The following is a 17,681-nucleotide window of genomic DNA, read 5'->3' on the forward strand; positions in this document are numbered from 1 at the left end:
AGCTTGCTCTGCTTTGGCTGAATTAAGCTCTTTATCTAGCTCTTGAAAGATGAACTCACGCTCAGCAACAAGATCTTCATCAGTCGAAAATGATTGCTGGTGGATAACGAATGCTAAAATTCCCCCCATGATTAACACAACGAGTAAATCTAACACGTACTTTTTGGCAGGAATGAGAACGAAAGCAAAGCCAATTACGGCACCTGCAAGCGCGCCACCAATATGAGCAGCATTATCCACCCCCGATTGCATCCCGTTAATTAAGGTTAATGCAATCATGGCAATAATATTGTAGAGAGGGCGCTTAAGGGTATCGCGAGCGTCTTTAGTGAGGTCAGGGTTATTGAGCTGTCTTAAGAGTTCAATCACTGATGCAGCGGCGAGCCCCATAATCGCCCCAGACGCACCCAAGCTGACAGTAATATAGACGGTATTATCATTCTGTAGCAGGCTGCTCCATGACATTATGTCAAAGCGACGCATTGCGCTGTTTAAGGCTTCTTGATATTGCCAAGCTGCACTGACAAACGACCCTACAATCCCTGCAAATAGATAGATTGCAAGATAACGGAATTTACCAAAAGCGCGTTCACATTCAATACCAATTACCAGTAAGGCAAGGGTATTTAGCCCTAAATGTAACCATCCGGAATGTAGCACTATGCTAATAGGATAACGCCACCAATCACCGGTAAGAGAAAGCTGATAGACGCTTGCTCCGAAGAGCAACAAATTGTATTCCTGAGATTCAAGTGGGGCAGCAAAGTTAAGCTGATAAAAATAGACACCAATATTAAGAATCGCAATAAGCAGTGTGAGTGCTATCGTCCATAGGGAAAACTTGCGAATATTTTTTTTGGGCGCAGATTCAGGCGGTGTTGATTCAGGTATGGTTGGCTCTGACATGAGCGAGTCCTATGTAAACCGGTTATGTTTGCATCTTAAATAACTCTGGCGGCTATCTCAATCGCAAGTTATAGAAACGGGATACTTTCAGACAATGTTGAAATACAGAAAACAGAGAAAATAAAAAAGAGCACCGAAGTGCTCTTTAATTTAGTAATTACAGTTAGTTAGAATGAAGTTCGTTTATAGACACGATATTCTGGTTTCCAGAAATTGTGCTCAATAGCTTCATCTAATGCGCTATCTGATGTCATGGTCGCCACGCCTTGAACTTGCGCTTCTTTAGCCACTTGTTTTGCTATCACGCGGGAAACATCTTGGATCTCGGATAACAGTGGTAACAGTGGACCTTCACCCTTTTGTGCCAGTGGTGAGCAGCTTGCTAACGCACGGCTTGCTGCCATCAACATGCCATCAGTCACACGTTTTGCACCGGATGCAATCACGCCTAAACCAATACCAGGGAAGATATAGGAGTTGTTGCATTGCGCGATAGCAAAGATTTTGTCTTTATAAGCCACTGGTGGGAATGGGCTACCTGTGGCTACTAATGCCTGACCTTCTGTCCAGTTGATAATATCTTCTGGGCGCGCTTCAACACGAGATGTCGGGTTAGATAATGGCATCACGATTGGGCGAGGGCAATGCTTGTGCATTTCTTTGATGATTTCTTCGGTGAATAAACCCGCTTGACCAGAAACACCAATCAGTACTGTTGGCTTCGCATTACGCACAACATCTAACAGTGAAATAGAGTCACTGTTGACATCCCAATCTTGCAAGTTAGCGCTGTTTTGCGTCAATTTGCTTTGGAAATCCAGCAAGTTTGGCAGTTTGTCTGTCAGTAATCCGAAGCGGTCAACCATGTAGATGCGTGCACGCGCTTCTTCATCGCTCAAACCTTCAGATTTCATTTGGGCAATAATTTGCTCTGCAATACCACATCCCGCAGAGCCTGCGCCCAAGAATGTGACGCGTTGGTCGCTCAATTTGCTACCCGCCGCATGGCTGGCGGCAATTAAGCTACCAAGAGTAACGGAAGCGGTGCCTTGGATATCATCGTTGAAGCAGCATAGCTCATCGCGATAACGGTTTAATAATGGCATCGCATTTTTCTGTGCAAAGTCTTCAAATTGCAGCAGAACATTTGGCCAGCGGCGTTTTACAGCTTGGATAAATTCTTCAAGGAATTCATCATACTCTTCGCCAGTAATACGCGGATGACGCCAGCCCATGTACAGTGGGTCATTCAGGCGTTGTGGGTTATTAGTACCAACATCAATAACAACTGGCAAGGTATACGCAGGGCTAATACCACCACAGGCGGTATACAGGGATAATTTACCAATTGGAATACCCATACCACCAATACCTTGGTCACCTAAACCAAGAATACGCTCGCCATCTGTTACAACGATAACTTTTACGTTTTGTTTGGTGGCGTTTTGCAGCATATCATCGATGTATTCACGGTTTGGATAAGAGATAAACAAACCACGCGCACGGCGATAGATATCAGAGAAATGTTCGCAAGCCTCACCCACAGTTGGGGTGTAAATGAGCGGCATCACTTCAGTTAAGTGTGCATCAATCAGGCGATAAAATAGGGTTTCGTTGGTATCTTGAATATTACGCAGGTAGATATGCTTATCAATATCTGTTTTAAAATCAATTAATTGACGATAAGCACGTTCAACTTGTTCTTCAATAGTTTCAACTTGTTCAGGCAGTAAGCCATACAGGTTAAAATTAGCGCGTTCTTCTTCTGTAAAGGCGCTTCCTTTATTCAGTAAAGGAAATTCGAGTAAGATTGGACCAGCATAAGGAATGTATAGGGGACGTTTTGTTTCGTGTTCATGTTCCATGAAATATCACTCTTCGGACGATTAGTAAGCAACAGTCAGGTTAGATCCTAAGCTAAACAAAAAATATGTACAGTAAATAATGCTACAAAACAGTTAAATTTTTTACTGAATATTATGCTTTATATGATAAGGAAATTATCTACGGAAGGGAATTTTAGACGAGGTTTGTTTTACTATTACAACGAGTGGATCACGCTTATTTAAGTTCACCGATACTTTTATCAGGATATCAATCTTATCAACGCAGTATGTGGTTTTGTTATAGGTTAAATTAATTTAATTGTTCAGTGGAAAATCAGTAATTATGGTGCGCTCGGTCGCTAGATGCTGATCCAGCTAAATATATTTTTATATATCATATATTGCCGCATGTTTTTAATTCATTTAGTTTTAATTTTCTTTTTATAAAACTATAAGATTGGTGGCTTTTATGATAAGGAATTTCACGTTAATTATTTTTATGCTCTTTCTATGTGCTTGTCATGGTTCAAATGATGTAAATAAAAACAATATTATTGAAAATAGTAATTCCTATGGCGAATATCAAAATAAAGAGCCTTCAAGGTTTCTTATTGCATTACAATTTATGTATCTTGCTGAATTTAAGAAAAGTTCAAGTTTAATAAAAAATTATGATTACAAAAAACAGGATTATAGAAAGATTTTTCATAGTTTTATTATTTTAAATAAGAAATGTTTTGATGAAGGAATAGATTATAAAGAAGCAAGTAAACTTTACTATGATTCACTGGATAGGTCTAACATACCTCATGATGCATGGTTTTTTGCTGACATTTATGATGTTTTTGATGAAAATGAACGAAACAAATTTTGGAGGGAAATGAACGCTAATTCCGAAAGGGAATCCGAGGAGAAAATATTTGTTGATTTGTGGTTTAAAATGAAGGCTGAGGCAGAAAGCACTTCAATTGAAAAACGTAAAAAAAGCCAGCGATGGTTAGAGAGAATGAGGAAAATTCCCCTAGTTATTGAAATTGAGAAAACCATGACGATGGTTGAAGATAGTTTTCGTTATAAAAAATAAGTTTTTGAAAAATTTGGAGGCGTAATATGCCAATAAAATTTATTTTTTCTATATTTATCTTGTTAATTTCAACTTTATCGATGGCAGATAATCGTCCCGGTTTTGTTTGTGGGCGGTTTAACGATACAGTCATTGAAGTGCCTAGCAACTATGTCTACTCCTTCGCGGAATATGAAGGTTATAGTTATTTCGATCCAAGATTCTTAGAAAATAAAAAAGGTTGCGATGCAAATTTTCGAGTTTTGCCATTAGTAATGAGCTGGCCTGAAATGAAGCCTTTTAATAAGAATGAAAATGGAAAAAATAAAAAACTTAGATTTTCTTTAGAACCACTCGATGGTGATCCTAAAGGTTACCTTGAATATAAAAGATATATTTATATTGACAGGGGAGAGGAAAAAATTAAAGGGGATGTTTCATATGATGAAAAACTGAATCTATATTTTAATGAAGTAAAACTCAAGAAGATGAATAGATATATTGATCCTGAAAATGATAGATATGGTTATTATTGGCGGATAAATAATGATGAGATAAGTGATTTTTTTGATTGTTTATGGATACCTTTAGATGGCCGATATAGTCAATGTGATGGTTTTTTTCTGATACCAAAACTAGGGGTTAAAGTTGAAGTTATTATAAAAATTGAAGATTTAGTTATTTGGGATGAAATAAAGAGCGATGTTATTAACTTTATTTATAAACATATAAATCAATAGGAGTTTACATATGAATAATGAAGTCAATAGACAAGGAAGTGTAGCATTAACGTGGACTGATACATCAAAAGCTTTAAAGATTTTAATATTAACTAAAAGACCTGAGTTAATGTATGAATACTTTGCTAGTAAAGGTGACCGATATGCATTACTAGCAAATAGCGTTGTCAAAGGCGATTCTTTTTCAGGTAAATTTGCATTGAACTACTTAGAAGAAGTTATAATTGAAAATGGTCAAATATGCAATGAGACTAAACTTGAAAAAATACGTTTTGATATGGCTTATGCTTATATATATGAGTAAAGGAGTAGACTTAAAAATGGTGTTACAGAGATAACAGGAGATATTAATTATAAAGAAGCAATGGCATCTCATGAGCGTGTTTTTAAAAAATACAAATTACCCGCGGAAGCGTGGACTTTACAACCTGTCTTTAATGTCATCCCTGATGAAAAAGATAGAGAGGTATACTGGCAAAAAGCGCTGGATGCTGTAGGCGATACGGAAAAGGAGGCCGAATTAAGTTTAAGCACTATGAATATTATGTTTGAAAGTTTATATGATGCGCCTGCAAATAAACAATTGCAAACCCATCGCTGGATGAGAAGAGTGATAGACATAGACAATGCAGTAGATACCGTGACATTAACTTTTAAAAAAACGTATGGTTTTTTTGAACCGCCTTCACTAAGAATCGATCTTAATGAAGCTCTAGTATTAGCATATGAAACGGGAAATCCATTAATTGATAGAGGAACTAATCGACTATCATTTTGGGATTACCCATCTGAAAACATTAATAAATATTCAATACAGACTGATTGGGTTGGACAAACGGATTTTGAGCACAAAGATCGCCTTTCTGAATATTACCTTGAACGCCCTGCCTATATATTGCCAGAAACCGGATTATTTGATTCTCCATCGGTCAATTACAGCCCCAATGTTAATAAACACAATGCCATGATAGATGATGTTATTGGCAACATTCCTTTTGCTGGCTATTCCAATAATCATTCACCATTTGAAATAACGGCTTCAGAACACCGAGGATACCCAGTGAGTGTATATAGACCGAATGATTTTCAAATAGGTGAGTGTCAAACGGATCGAACCGTTGATAGCTTAAGAGACCATATGTCTTCCATCAATTACTCATCAAGCTCGTTTGATAGAGATTTTAGGGTGCCACAAGCGCCGAGCATGCCTGAATTTAACAACAGTGGTGGTTATAGCAGCTCATCATCCAGATTCTCATTTTAATTTTATTAACACTCAATAACGTTTTAATAAAAAACGGCAGTTATTGAAGTTGATAAACTCACAATAACCACCGTCTTAATTTTGAATATTTAATTTGTTTTCAATTAAATATGGTTTAAATGAAATAGCGTTTAAATGGACTCATCCAAATAAATGCGCTCCACTTTTTGGCAACCTAACGAGTGCAAGGTATTTTCTGTTGTACACCACTGCTGCACCGTTGCATCTTGTTTTTCCACTAACACTGCTTGCTCAATAGCATGAATATCTTTACCCGCTAAATTCACCATAATTAGCGCTGCTTGTAATGGTGGTAAGCTTGGGTTAAACGCAGCATTTTCGGCGTAACGACCTGTAAACAGGGAACCATCTTTTAACTGCACGGCAATACCGGAGTGAGATTTACTGTACGGTGCATGGGATTGGTTTGCAGCTTCAACCGCAGCAGATAACAATCTATCGCGACTTTGGTTTTGATAACCATGGTTAACATTGTCGAGAAGCAATGTGGTGATATTCAGATCCGATGGACCGAATGAATCAGGTAAATAATCATGAAGTGTAGCTGCTTGGCGTTTTGGTAAATGCACCATGATCTTACCGCCTTCACGCAGCTCATTCATAAATTGTCGGCAGTGACCGCAAGGCGTGTAGTTGACGGTAATAGAGGTTAATTGCTTTTCGCCTTTTAGCCACGCATGGGTAATGGCACATTGCTCAGCATGGATAGTTTGACCAATAGAAACATGGTTAAATTCCATATTTGCGCCGAAATAGAGATTACCGCTGATCCCGCAAGCGATTGCGCCTACATTAAAGTGAGAAATTGGTGTGACAGCGTAAGCCGCTGCGAAAGGTAATAATGAAAAAGCGAGTTCACTGTCCGTGCATCCACTCTCAGCTTTAATTTGCTTTACTTGCTCAGCGGTTAACATGGCTGAGAAATCAGGTTTGTCCATAATAGGTTTTAGGACAGACTGTAACTTTTCTGGAAGTTCGGCCCAAGCGGCCTTGAATCTTGAATGCATAAGTAACCCTCCCTATTTAATTGTTTTCATTCTATTCAATTAATAGGGTGATTGGATGTGATCGCGATCACTTCATTAATGCAATCAATGAAACAAATTCATTAAATGAGAGATGTATCTCAAGTTTTTACACTGAAATTTGCATAAGAGAGGTAAATAACCTCTCTTATTGATTCAGTTTAGCTAAATAAGTGAAGAATGACAGGGAAGATAAAAGGCGCAATTAACGAGGTGATCACCCCGCAGGTCATTAACGCTAATGAACTGTAAGCCCCTTCAATATAGTTAACTTCCGCACAACGCGCAGTTCCCAAAGCGTGAGAAGCGGTACCCATCGCCAAGCCTCGTGATGCATGGGTGCGAATACGCAAAACATCAAATAGGCTATGACCGAACATCGCCCCTAAAATCCCGACAAAAAGTACGCAAGCGGCACTAATTGCTGGGATGCCTCCGACTGAATCGGCAACTGCCATGGCTATTGGTGTTGTGACCGACTTAGGTAATATTGAACCTGCAATATCCGGTGTAGCCCCTAGCCACAGTGCAATAGTTGCCCCTGTAAACATCGCCACAATACTGCCAGCAAAACAGATACTAAATAGGGATTTCCATTGTGCTCTAATCTGGTGCATTTGCTCGTAGAGCGGAAAGGCGAGGGCGACAACGGCCGGCTGCAATAAATCATTGAGTATTTTACTGCCCGCAAAATAGTGCTCATAAGAGGTGTTCGTCAGGATCAGTAGCGGAATAATAATCGCGATAGTTAACAATAATGGGTTCAGAATGGGCAATTTACACTTGATTGACAGCGCTCTTGCCAAATAGAAAACAACGATAGTTAATGGCAGTGACCACCAAATATGTTCTAACATCACTCTTTCCCCTTGGTTTTATCATTATTGATGGTTGAAGAAATGGGTTCTTCAGGAGGAAGAGGAATTTCATCAGGCTTCACACCCACGATAGGGCGCTCTTTATGGATATAGTTTGAGCTGACCGCGACAACAATCATGACAATGAGCGTGCTGGTAATGCAAGAGACGACAATTGGGATCATCTGTTGGCTGAGTAAATCATAATAATTCATAATCCCCACACCGATGGGAACGAATAAAATCGTCATGTTTTTCAGCAGGATGCTACATCCAGGTTTTGCCCAGTGAGCAGGAACTATCTGTAATGCTAGCAAAACAAACAGCAGCAACATTCCCACAATACTGCCGGGAATGGAAAAAGGAAGCAGTTTGGAAATCACATTTCCGATGATCAGGCAGAGGTAAAGTATTGCGAAGGCTCGCAAATATTGCCATCCGGTGTTCAATACTTGTTTTAATGACATGGGACTTGTCCTATTACTCGATAGGCATTCATCATACAATTAACTTGAAAATTGTGCCAGAGATCACAAATAAAAACCCATAAAAAAACGGAGCTCACTAAAGTGGCTCCGTTTTGTACTGATATTGGCTAAGTTTGTTGCTCAATTACCCGAGCGACAATCAATGGCTTATTTAACTTGCATACCCGGTTGTGCACCATTATCTGGGCTCAGTAGGTAAATGTCTTTACCACCAGGGCCTGCCGCCATCACCATACCTTCGGAGATACCAAAGCGCATTTTACGTGGAGCAAGGTTAGCAACCATTACGGTTAAACGACCTTCCAAGACTTTTGGATCTGGATAAGCGCTACGGATACCAGAGAATACTTGGCGAGTTTCACCGCCGATATCCAATTGTAATTTAAGTAGCTTATCTGAGCCTTCAACGAAGTCTGCCTGTTTGATCAGCGCAATGCGCAAGTCAATTTTAGCGAAATCATCGAATGTGATGGTCTCTTGAATAGGATCATCCGCTAGAGGACCAGTCAGCTGTTTAGCTGGCTGAGCACTTTGTTTGGACGCTTCTACCATTGCTTCCGCTTTTGCTAATTCAATACGGTTAAATAACGCTTTGAATGGCGCTACGTCGTGGTTCAGTAATGGAGTGTTGATGGAATCCCACGTTAATTCAACTTTCAGGAACTCTTCCACGCGCTTGGTTAAGCTTGGCAGAATTGGTTTCAAGTAAGTCATTAATACTCGGAATAAGTTGATACCCATCGAGCAGATATCTTGCAGCTCTTGGTCTTTACCTTCTTGTTTAGCTACGACCCAAGGCGCTTTCTCATCCACATAGCGGTTTGCAATATCCGCTAATGCCATAATTTCACGCACGGCTTTACCGTATTCACGATTAGTGAAATCGTCACCGATCACTTTTGCCGCATCAACAAATTGTTGATATAACGCTGGCTCCGCTAAGTTTGCGGATAATTTTCCAGCGAAACGTTTAGCAATAAAACCGGCGTTACGTGAAGCTAAATTCACCACTTTGTTAACGATATCGCTGTTCACACGCTGTACGAAATCTTCTAAATTCAAGTCGATATCGTCGATGCGTGAAGAGAGTTTCGCTGCATAGTAATAACGTAGACAGTCAGCATCGAAATGATCTAAGTAAGCGCGAGCAGTAATAAATGTGCCGCGAGACTTAGACATTTTTGCACCATTAACGGTGACATAGCCGTGAACAAACAGGTTAGTTGGTTTACGGTAGTTGCTGCCTTCTAACATGGCTGGCCAGAATAGGCTGTGGAAATAGACGATATCTTTGCCGATAAAGTGGTAAAGATCCGCTTTGGAATCTTTGTTCCAAAATTCATCAAAGTTTAAATCGCTGCGTTTATCGCACAGGTTTTTAAACGAGCCCATATAGCCGATTGGCGCATCCAGCCAAACGTAGAAATATTTACCTGGTGCATCTGGAATTTCAAAACCGAAATACGGGGAATCACGGGTGATATCCCACTGTTGTAAGCCAGATTCAAACCATTCTTGCATTTTGTTAGCCACTTGCTCTTGCAGTGCGCCAGAACGAGTCCATGCTTGCAGCATGTTGCTAAATGCAGGTAAATCAAAGAAAAAGTGTTCAGTTTCACGGATAACTGGCGTTGCACCTGAGACCACAGAGCGTGGGTTAATCAGGTCAGTTGGGCTATAGGTTGCGCTACAAACTTCACAGTTATCGCCGTATTGGTCTTCCGCTTTACATTTCGGGCAAGTACCTTTGACGAAACGGTCTGGTAGGAACATGCCTTTTTCTGGATCGTAAAGCTGTGAAATGGTTTTGTTTTTAATAAAACCATTACTTTTTAATTTGCCGTAAATCAGTTCGGATAACTGTTTGTTCTCTTCGCTATGGGTAGAGTGGTAGTTATCGTAGCTAATCTGGAAGCCTGCAAAATCGTCCTGATGCTCTTGGTTCATTGCAGCGATCATTTCTTCAGGCGTAATGCATAATTGCTGAGCTTTTAACATGATCGGTGTTCCGTGCGCGTCGTCAGCACAGATGAAATGAACCTCTTTGCCGCGCATTCGCTGATAACGGACCCAAATATCAGCCTGAATGTGCTCCAGAATATGACCGAGATGGATTGAACCGTTAGCATATGGTAACGCACAGGTTACCAGTAATTTATTCGCGACTTGAGACATAGTAACTTTCTTACTTCCATTATTAATAAAGGGTCTTTGATGTTAACCGATCAATAAAAATGTCGCTAGGGCAATAAAATATTAATCGGCAATTATTAGGAAAAAACGCTAGGTGGAAACAAATTTTTACTGTTTGTGGTTTTTCATTCGCTAGGCGGTCACTATTTTTTTCGTTCTCTGCTATCATGCAACGTAGTCAAAAATGTGTAGTTACAAAAAAGAAAATAAAGGAGCCGGGATGAACGATAAATCCCCCGAGCAGAACAAACCAGAACTGCTGACTGAACAAGTCTCCACTGTTTTGGCTTCATTTACACATCCAACTCTCAAGCGCAATCTGATTTCAATCAAAGCATTGCATCGTTGTGCGCTGTTGGACAATGTGTTGCATGTCGAATTAGTTATGCCATTTGTCTGGAAAGGCCCATTCCAAACGCTGATCAGCGAAAAAACAGCTGAATTAAAGCAATTGACGGGTGCTCACGCCGTAGAATGGAAATTACGCCACGATATTACCACTTTGAAACGTGCCAACGATTTACCAGGCATCAACGGTGTGCGTAATATTCTTGCGGTGAGTTCAGGTAAAGGTGGTGTGGGTAAATCCAGTACTTCCGTGAACTTAGCGTTAGCATTGGCGCAAGAAGGCGCAAAAGTCGGTATCCTCGATGCGGATATCTACGGTCCTTCAATTCCGAATATGCTGGGTACGACATTGGAGCGCCCAACGTCTCCAGATGGTCAGCACATGGCGCCGATTATGGCGTATGGCTTAGCCACTAACTCTATTGGTTACTTAGTCACTGACGACAACGCGATGGTATGGCGTGGTCCTATGGCAAGTAAAGCTTTGATGCAGATGCTGCAAGATACCCTATGGCCAGATCTGGATTACCTCGTTATTGATATGCCACCAGGAACGGGTGATATCCAACTGACGCTATCACAAAATATTCCAGTGACAGGCGCAGTGGTTGTGACCACGCCACAAGATATTGCTTTAGTGGATGCAATGAAAGGCATTGTCATGTTCAAAAAAGTGAACGTGCCTGTGCTGGGTGTTGTTGAAAATATGAGCGCACATATTTGCAGTAACTGTGGTCATGTGGAGCCTATTTTCGGTACCGGTGGTGCAGAAAAACTGGTCGAAAAATATAATACTAAACTGCTAGGTCAGGTTCCGCTGCATATTTCATTACGTGAAGACTTAGACCGTGGTCAGCCGACCGTAATGCGCGACCCTGAAGGCGAGTTCGCTGATATCTATCGCGAAATTGCGTCTAACATCTCTGCATTGATGTATTGGGAAGGGGATAAAATCCCGACGGAGATCTCTTTCCGCGCCGTGTAATTAAATGGCATCGATAAAGGCTATTTGGTCAGTAATGACTAAGTAGCCTTTTTTATTGCCATAAAATCCGATTTTTTGATTGTTCTGATTTCTTCTCAGACTGTTCCTTTATTGTTGTAGGCTGCGTAGAATGTCACATAAATGAATTCCCTAGCCTGAAAATTAACGATATAGAAAATTCAGTCTTTATTCCGCTGGCGAATGCCTAAAAGGTGATTATGAAATTTTTAATTTTTATTGTCGTATTGGTGCTGATTGTTATTTATTTTTATAACCGCATCGTTGCACTACGTGAAGCAGTTGTTTCTAGCGAAACGGAGATCTCTGTTCAATTAGATCGCCGCGGTAAAGTATTTGATAGTTTACTGGCGACAGTCAAAAAATATTTAAGCCATGAAACAGAAGTCTTCACTAAAATTACCGAGCTGAGAAGCCAAGCACAGAATGCGACGGGGGATAAAGCCCGTGAAGCGGAAGATGCACTTTCTAAAATGGTCAGTAGTGGTGCTATCAATGTAGCGGTTGAAGCTTATCCAGAGCTAAAATCTGATGCAATCATGGCAAATTTACAAGAAGAGATTGTTTCTTCTGAAAACAAGCTCTCTTTTGCTAAACGAGGTTATAACCGTTCATTAGAAACGTATAATGCGTATATCGCTTCTATGCCTGCCGCATTAATTGTTGGCATTATTCCTAGCTTGAAAATCAATAAAGAATATTGGCGTTTAGACGAAGCTGACATCAAAACGGAAGAGTCTCGTCGCATTAACTTTGATTAAATGGATGTTGCCATTGGCAGGGTTTTATTATGGATTTTAGAAACGTTATACGTAAAAACAATATCCGTACTCGGTTAGTTGTGCTGAGTTATATTGTGCTGATGTTAGTGATTGGTTTGCTGGCGGATACCGCAACCCATCCAGATGAGAGAATGGATTTTACCTCGAACCTGATAGCATTTGCGACATTACAACAACTGCCTGTGGCAACTTTTATTATTCTTGGGCTGACATTTTTAGGCCTACTTTATATTCATTTCTTCGGGCATAAATTGATGCTTGCCGGAATGAATGCGAAGGAAATCACCCAAGAAGGCGCTTCAACTCCTGAAGAAAGACAGCTATTTAATATTTTAGAAGAATTGAGCTTAAGCGCGACATTACGTTATGTACCGCGTCTGTATATTTTGGATACTGACGAACCCAATGCATTTGCGGCTGGCTGGAATTCTCGTAATGCTTTAGTCGGTGTCACGCGTGGTTTATTACAAACGCTAAATCGCCAAGAAGTTCAGGCGGTAATGGCCCATGAAGTGGGGCATATTATCCATGGTGATTCTAAATTAACGTTGTATGTGGGTATTTTAGCGAATGTTATTTTGACGGTAACGAACGTTTTTGCTCAAGTGTTTATTCGCTCAGCAGGGCGTAGCCGTAATAATTCAGCGAATAAAGCACAAACCATTTTATTATTGATGAATATCGTGTTGCCAATTATTACCAAAGTACTTTATTTTTATTTATCGCGTACCCGTGAGTATATGGCGGATGCGGCAGCGGTGGATCTAACCTCCGATAATCAAGCGATGATTAGTGCTTTGAAGAAAATTTCAGGGGATCATCAAAAGCATGATTATGATGATGAAAGCACAGGACAGGCATACAGACAGGCGGCATATATCTTTAATAAGGGGGATTCTGTGTTTTCAACCCATCCTTCTATAGAGAACCGAATTGCGGCCTTAGAAGGGCGTAAAGAATTTTAAGCTTAGCGCTAAGCTTACGCTTTGAAGAATAAAAATTAGGTGCGTTTTTTTATCAGTCTTTGACGAGATAGACTGGTACAGCGCACCATTACACCCTATAATTCCCGCCAACCATAACACTATGATGTTATGCACTTCATTTCTAAAATTTTTAACCAGGTTACCATTTTATGACTGACATATCGCATCACTGTACCATTGTAGGTATATCGGGCGCTTCTGCATCTGGCAAAAGCCTAATTGCAAGCACCTTATATCGGGAATTAAGAGAAAAGGTTGGTGATCATAATATCGGTGTTATTCCAGAAGACTGTTACTATAAAGATCAAACAGATATTCCTATGGAAGAACGACTAAAAGTGAATTATGACCATCCAAATTCAATGGATCACAGTTTGCTTTATGAACACCTCAAAGCACTGAAAAGTGGTCAAGCCGTCGAAATTCCTCAGTATGACTATGTCGCTCATACTCGCAAACAGCAAACCGTCAGTTTTAAACCAAAAAAGGTCATTATTATTGAAGGTATCCTATTATTAACAGACAAGCGTTTACGTGAAGAGATGGACTTCTCTATTTTTGTGGATACGCCGCTGGATATCTGCTTAATGCGCCGTATTAAACGTGATGTTAATGAAAGAGGAAGAACATTAGACTCCGTGATTGAACAGTATAATAAAACGGTTCGCCCAATGTTCTTACAATTTATTGAACCATCGAAACAATATGCCGATATTATCGTACCTCGTGGCGGTAAAAACCGTGTGGCGATTGATATTTTGAAAGCGAAAATTGGTGAATTCTGTCAGGATTGATAGCGTCAAATATCACCAGCGATAAGCTGCCATAAATATATAAATAATGAAGGGGGAAAGTGATCATGCGTCTTTGTGACCGCGATATAATTCAGTGGATGGATGAAGGTCGACTTGTTATTAGCCCGCGTCCACCGATTGAACGGATCAACGGAGCGACCGCGGATGTTCGTCTTGGAAACCAATTTCGTGTTTTTCGTGGACATACTGCGGCATTTATTGATCTCAGTGGACCAAAAGATGAAGTCAACGCAGCATTAGACCGTGTAATGAGCGATGAAATTGTTCTTAAAGATGACGAACCTTTCTTCCTTCACCCTGGTGAATTGGCACTGGCAGTTACGCTAGAATCCGTCACGCTACCCGATAATTTAGTCGGTTGGTTAGATGGACGTTCTTCACTAGCAAGACTTGGACTAATGGTTCACGTCACAGCCCACCGGATTGATCCAGGCTGGCGCGGCCAAATTGTGTTAGAGTTTTATAACTCAGGTAAGTTACCTTTAGCATTACGTCCAGGCATGGTAATTGGTGCACTAAGCTTTGAACCGCTATCAGGCAGTGCAGACAGACCTTATAACAGCCGACAAGATGCAAAATATAAAAACCAACAAGGTGCCGTTGGTAGCCGTATTAGCCAAGACTAATACAGCAAGATAGCGAGCGACCTCTTCTATGGAGTTTGAAGCGGTCAGCAATCGCTAGCGTCAAGGAGTGACTGGCGAAAGGTGTGACAAATAAAGTAAAAGAGAGGGATGCATGAAACGGTTTTTAACGACGCTGATTATTTTACTTGTAGTGGTAGTGGCGGGGCTAACAGCTTTAGTGATGTTAGTGAACCCGAATGATTTTAGAGGCTACCTCGTTCAACAAGTTGAGAAAAAAAGTGGTTACCAACTTGATTTCAAAGGTGATATGCGTTGGCATGTATGGCCAACACTGAGCATCATTACTGGTCCCGTCTCGGTCACTGCACCTAACGCCAGCCAGCCTGTTTTAAGTGCTGAAAACATGCGCTTAGATGTGGATTTATGGCCGCTAATTTCCCATCGACTGTCTGTTGAGCAAATTGTCATTGATGGGGCGGTAATTCGCAAAACACCTGAGAGTGAACCGATTACGACGGTTAACACTCCTGTTGCCCCTGGCGGTAGCCAAGTACCTGCCGATACAACAGATAAAAGCAAATGGTTACTCGATATCAGTAAAATTGATATCACCAACAGCTTAGTTATCTGGCAAACATCAAAAGATGAATACAACCTACGCAATATTAATCTGTCACTGAAAAAAAGTGATGATAAACAAGTTGCGATGAAATTCAGCGGTAATTTAAATAAAAACCAACAAGAATTTAATTTTGATATCAAATCCGATATCGATTTATCTAAATTATCTCAGCAAGTAAGTGGAAAAATTACACAGTTTGATTATCAACTTAGTGGTGTTGATTTACCTGAAAATGGCATTAATGGGAAAATGACCTCAGATTTTCTGTATACAAAAGCCAATTCAGGGGCGGTCAGTCTTGAGAATCTCACCATTCAGGCAAATGACAGTCAATTAGCAGGCACAATCAGTATCAATTTAACCGATATTCCTGATGTGACGGTTAATTTATCCTCACCTTCTTTGAATCTCGATGCGTTAATTGGGCAAGCCCCCGCACCCGGTAAATCAAATACAGTCAGTGCAGCCTCAGAAAATACCATCAGTAATAATGAGCGTGTTGGCGTGAAGCCAGTGATTTCTGGCTCCAACATGCAAAAGTATGATTTAACGGGATTGAAAGGATTTACTGCTCAATTTGATGTCTCGATGGACACATTGATTTATCGCGGCATGTCGATGACCGGGGTAAAAATTAAGGGCGATAACCAAACACCACGTTTAACGATTTCTCAGTTAGAGGGCAATGCGTTTGGTGGACAATTCTCACTACCCGTGACCATTAACTACAACGCTATCCCTGCTCAGGTTTCAGCAAAACCTGTATTTAATAATATTAATCTTACTCCGGTATTAAAGGCATTTAGTATGCCTGAAAAACTGAGCGGAATTATTTCATTAAATGCTTCGTTATCAGGTACTGGCTACGATGATTATGCAGTTAAAAATCAGTGGCAAGGGCCGGTTAATTTTGAACTACGCAGTGCTAAGTTGGCGGATTTAAACATTCCGCAATTGATCCAACAATCGGTTTCCCGTTTCACTAATAAAATCAATATGCCAACAGATACCAACAGCTTCACAGAAGTGGATTTATTCACTGTGTCGGGATATCTCAATAAAGGCAATATGAGTATTTCCGCTCTTAAAGCAACGTCTTCACTGCTGAATATTACTGGGCAGGGGCGCGTGAATATTCCAAAAGAAACCATCGATGTTAATTTAGGCGTAAATATTCTTGGCGGATGGGCTGGGGACTCTCGTTTGGTTCAGCAGTTGCGTACTATGAATATTCCACTACGTATTTACGGCGGTTGGAATAACTTACAGTACCAATTAGATGTGGAAAAATTACTGCGTAATGAGCTACGAACTCAAGCGAAAGAAGCCATTGGTAGCTTCTTGAAAAAAGAAGAAAATAAAGGGCTAAATGATTTATTGAATGCATTGTAATTTGGATGATATAGAACCGCCCAAAAATGAGCGGTTCTATATCTATAGAGACAATAATCAGATTATTTATGTCCGTAATCCTTGTAATCTTGTGCTCTTATTGCTGCGATATCTCTATTTATTTTAGTATTTTTACTGAGTTCAGTATTAGATACATTCTTGCGCGATATTTCATTTTTAATGGTATTAATTTTGTTTTTATTTTCTGAAATTGCAGCATTCAGTTTTGTGAGTGTTTCTTGTTTTGAATGATGATGCTTATATGAAGTGCTATCTAATTTGTCTTGATATGCTTGGATTGAACTTGTAAGTTTTGTTAGCTGATTTTTGATGCTTTCAGGGTCTTTTTTCCATGATGGCGTACGGCTATCCATCATGCGGTCAATACTAGATTTAATTTGAGTTAATGCCGTTGAAATATTCTTTTTCAGATTTTTAATTTCTTTTAAATGAACGGTTTTTTTATCCGTAGTCGCCTGTGGATGTTGGGTTGAATCATTATTGACACTTTTAGCCGAGCGTGAAAATTCAGTGGTTTTGCCTTGCTGATCAGTCACACTCATACGGCGAAGTTGGACTGGTTGGGCATTATTAATTGTAGTCATAGGTAGAGTCTCATTAAAGGTTGATTATTAAACGATTTGAATTATTCAATACGCGAATGATTTTTTCTTTAAAAAAACGCTACTACTTTTTATTAATGGTTATACGGCAGTCATTTCCTCGACAAAAAAATACCGGCTCAATATTAAGATAAAAGCCG

16 protein-coding genes and 1 pseudogene are annotated in these 17,681 nt (G+C 40.1%); 10 read left to right on the forward strand and 7 right to left on the reverse strand.

The features are described from left to right. Positions 1-15: 15 nt before the first annotated feature. Together HFU86_RS20070 and HFU86_RS05820 are read right to left on the reverse strand one after the other, a co-directional pair. Positions 16-906 (reverse strand): annotated as a pseudogene (locus HFU86_RS20070) (rhomboid family intramembrane serine protease); the annotation flags it as partial. Positions 907-1,073: 167 nt separating this feature from the next. Beyond that, on the reverse strand, positions 1,074-2,771 hold the full coding sequence (locus tag HFU86_RS05820) for an NAD-dependent malic enzyme (RefSeq protein WP_036949699.1): 1,698 nt from the start codon (positions 2,769-2,771) through the stop codon (positions 1,074-1,076). A 430-nt stretch (positions 2,772-3,201) separates the two neighbouring features. Here HFU86_RS05820 and HFU86_RS05825 point away from each other — a divergent pair, with 430 nt between their 5' ends. Genes HFU86_RS05825 through HFU86_RS05835 form a run of 4 tightly spaced genes read left to right on the forward strand, consistent with a single transcriptional unit; the run spans position 3,202 to position 5,799 of the window. Then, positions 3,202-3,816, forward strand: coding sequence for a hypothetical protein (locus HFU86_RS05825; RefSeq protein WP_132494373.1), 615 nt, complete (start codon positions 3,202-3,204; stop codon positions 3,814-3,816). Positions 3,817-3,842: 26 nt separating this feature from the next. Then, complete coding sequence (locus HFU86_RS05830; protein ID WP_187128889.1) at positions 3,843-4,535, forward strand: hypothetical protein; 693 nt, start codon at positions 3,843-3,845, stop codon at positions 4,533-4,535. Positions 4,536-4,545: 10 nt separating this feature from the next. Then, positions 4,546-4,839, forward strand: a complete 294-nt coding sequence (locus HFU86_RS19740) for a hypothetical protein (protein WP_243698939.1) — start codon at positions 4,546-4,548, stop codon at positions 4,837-4,839. A gap of 60 nt (positions 4,840-4,899) precedes the next feature. Then, the gene (locus HFU86_RS05835) at positions 4,900-5,799 is read left to right on the forward strand and encodes a serine protease (protein ID WP_243698940.1); all 900 of its coding nucleotides are present in this window, start codon (positions 4,900-4,902) and stop codon (positions 5,797-5,799) included. A 131-nt stretch (positions 5,800-5,930) separates the two neighbouring features. On the opposite strand, the gene cdd is transcribed toward HFU86_RS05835, so the two are convergent. From cdd to metG, 4 genes are all read right to left on the reverse strand, one after another. Then, positions 5,931-6,827 carry a cytidine deaminase gene (gene cdd, locus HFU86_RS05840; protein ID WP_132494378.1) on the reverse strand — a complete coding sequence of 299 codons (897 nt, stop codon included), beginning with the start codon at positions 6,825-6,827 and terminating at the stop codon, positions 5,931-5,933. A 179-nt stretch (positions 6,828-7,006) separates the two neighbouring features. Next, positions 7,007-7,702, reverse strand: a complete 696-nt coding sequence (locus tag HFU86_RS05845) for a CidB/LrgB family autolysis modulator (RefSeq protein WP_036949690.1) — start codon at positions 7,700-7,702, stop codon at positions 7,007-7,009. Next, positions 7,702-8,169 carry a CidA/LrgA family protein gene (locus tag HFU86_RS05850; protein WP_187128890.1) on the reverse strand — a complete coding sequence of 156 codons (468 nt, stop codon included), beginning with the start codon at positions 8,167-8,169 and terminating at the stop codon, positions 7,702-7,704. The genes HFU86_RS05845 and HFU86_RS05850 overlap by 1 nt, the downstream gene beginning before the upstream one ends. 168 nt (positions 8,170-8,337) lie before the next feature. Next, on the reverse strand, positions 8,338-10,365 hold the full coding sequence (gene metG / locus HFU86_RS05855; protein ID WP_187128891.1) for a methionine--tRNA ligase: 2,028 nt from the start codon (positions 10,363-10,365) through the stop codon (positions 8,338-8,340). Between the two features lie 238 nt (positions 10,366-10,603). Between metG and apbC the strand changes: the two genes are divergently transcribed. The 6 genes from apbC (at position 10,604) to asmA (ending at position 16,918) form a co-directional block, all read left to right on the forward strand. Further along, complete coding sequence (apbC, locus tag HFU86_RS05860; protein WP_187128892.1) at positions 10,604-11,716, forward strand: iron-sulfur cluster carrier protein ApbC; 1,113 nt, start codon at positions 10,604-10,606, stop codon at positions 11,714-11,716. Between the two features lie 218 nt (positions 11,717-11,934). Further along, the gene (locus HFU86_RS05865) at positions 11,935-12,495 is read left to right on the forward strand and encodes a LemA family protein (protein WP_006660137.1); all 561 of its coding nucleotides are present in this window, start codon (positions 11,935-11,937) and stop codon (positions 12,493-12,495) included. A gap of 29 nt (positions 12,496-12,524) precedes the next feature. Beyond that, positions 12,525-13,481 (forward strand): zinc metalloprotease HtpX, encoded by a 957-nt coding sequence (htpX, locus tag HFU86_RS05870; protein WP_154609423.1) that lies wholly within the window; start codon positions 12,525-12,527, stop codon positions 13,479-13,481. A gap of 170 nt (positions 13,482-13,651) precedes the next feature. Beyond that, the gene (gene udk / locus HFU86_RS05875) at positions 13,652-14,296 is read left to right on the forward strand and encodes a uridine kinase (RefSeq protein WP_036949681.1); all 645 of its coding nucleotides are present in this window, start codon (positions 13,652-13,654) and stop codon (positions 14,294-14,296) included. A 65-nt stretch (positions 14,297-14,361) separates the two neighbouring features. Continuing rightward, the gene (gene dcd, locus HFU86_RS05880; RefSeq protein WP_036949679.1) at positions 14,362-14,943 is read left to right on the forward strand and encodes a dCTP deaminase; all 582 of its coding nucleotides are present in this window, start codon (positions 14,362-14,364) and stop codon (positions 14,941-14,943) included. Positions 14,944-15,055: 112 nt separating this feature from the next. Next, complete coding sequence (gene asmA, locus HFU86_RS05885; protein WP_187128893.1) at positions 15,056-16,918, forward strand: outer membrane assembly protein AsmA; 1,863 nt, start codon at positions 15,056-15,058, stop codon at positions 16,916-16,918. 62 nt (positions 16,919-16,980) lie between these two features. On the opposite strand, the gene HFU86_RS05890 is transcribed toward asmA, so the two are convergent. After that, positions 16,981-17,523 (reverse strand): hypothetical protein, encoded by a 543-nt coding sequence (locus HFU86_RS05890; RefSeq protein ID WP_187128894.1) that lies wholly within the window; start codon positions 17,521-17,523, stop codon positions 16,981-16,983. Positions 17,524-17,681: the final 158 nt, after the last annotated feature.

It is taken from the genome of Providencia sp. JUb39, from assembly GCF_012272845.1.
In the GTDB taxonomy this organism is placed as follows: Bacteria; Pseudomonadota; Gammaproteobacteria; order Enterobacterales; family Enterobacteriaceae; genus Providencia; species Providencia lanzhouensis.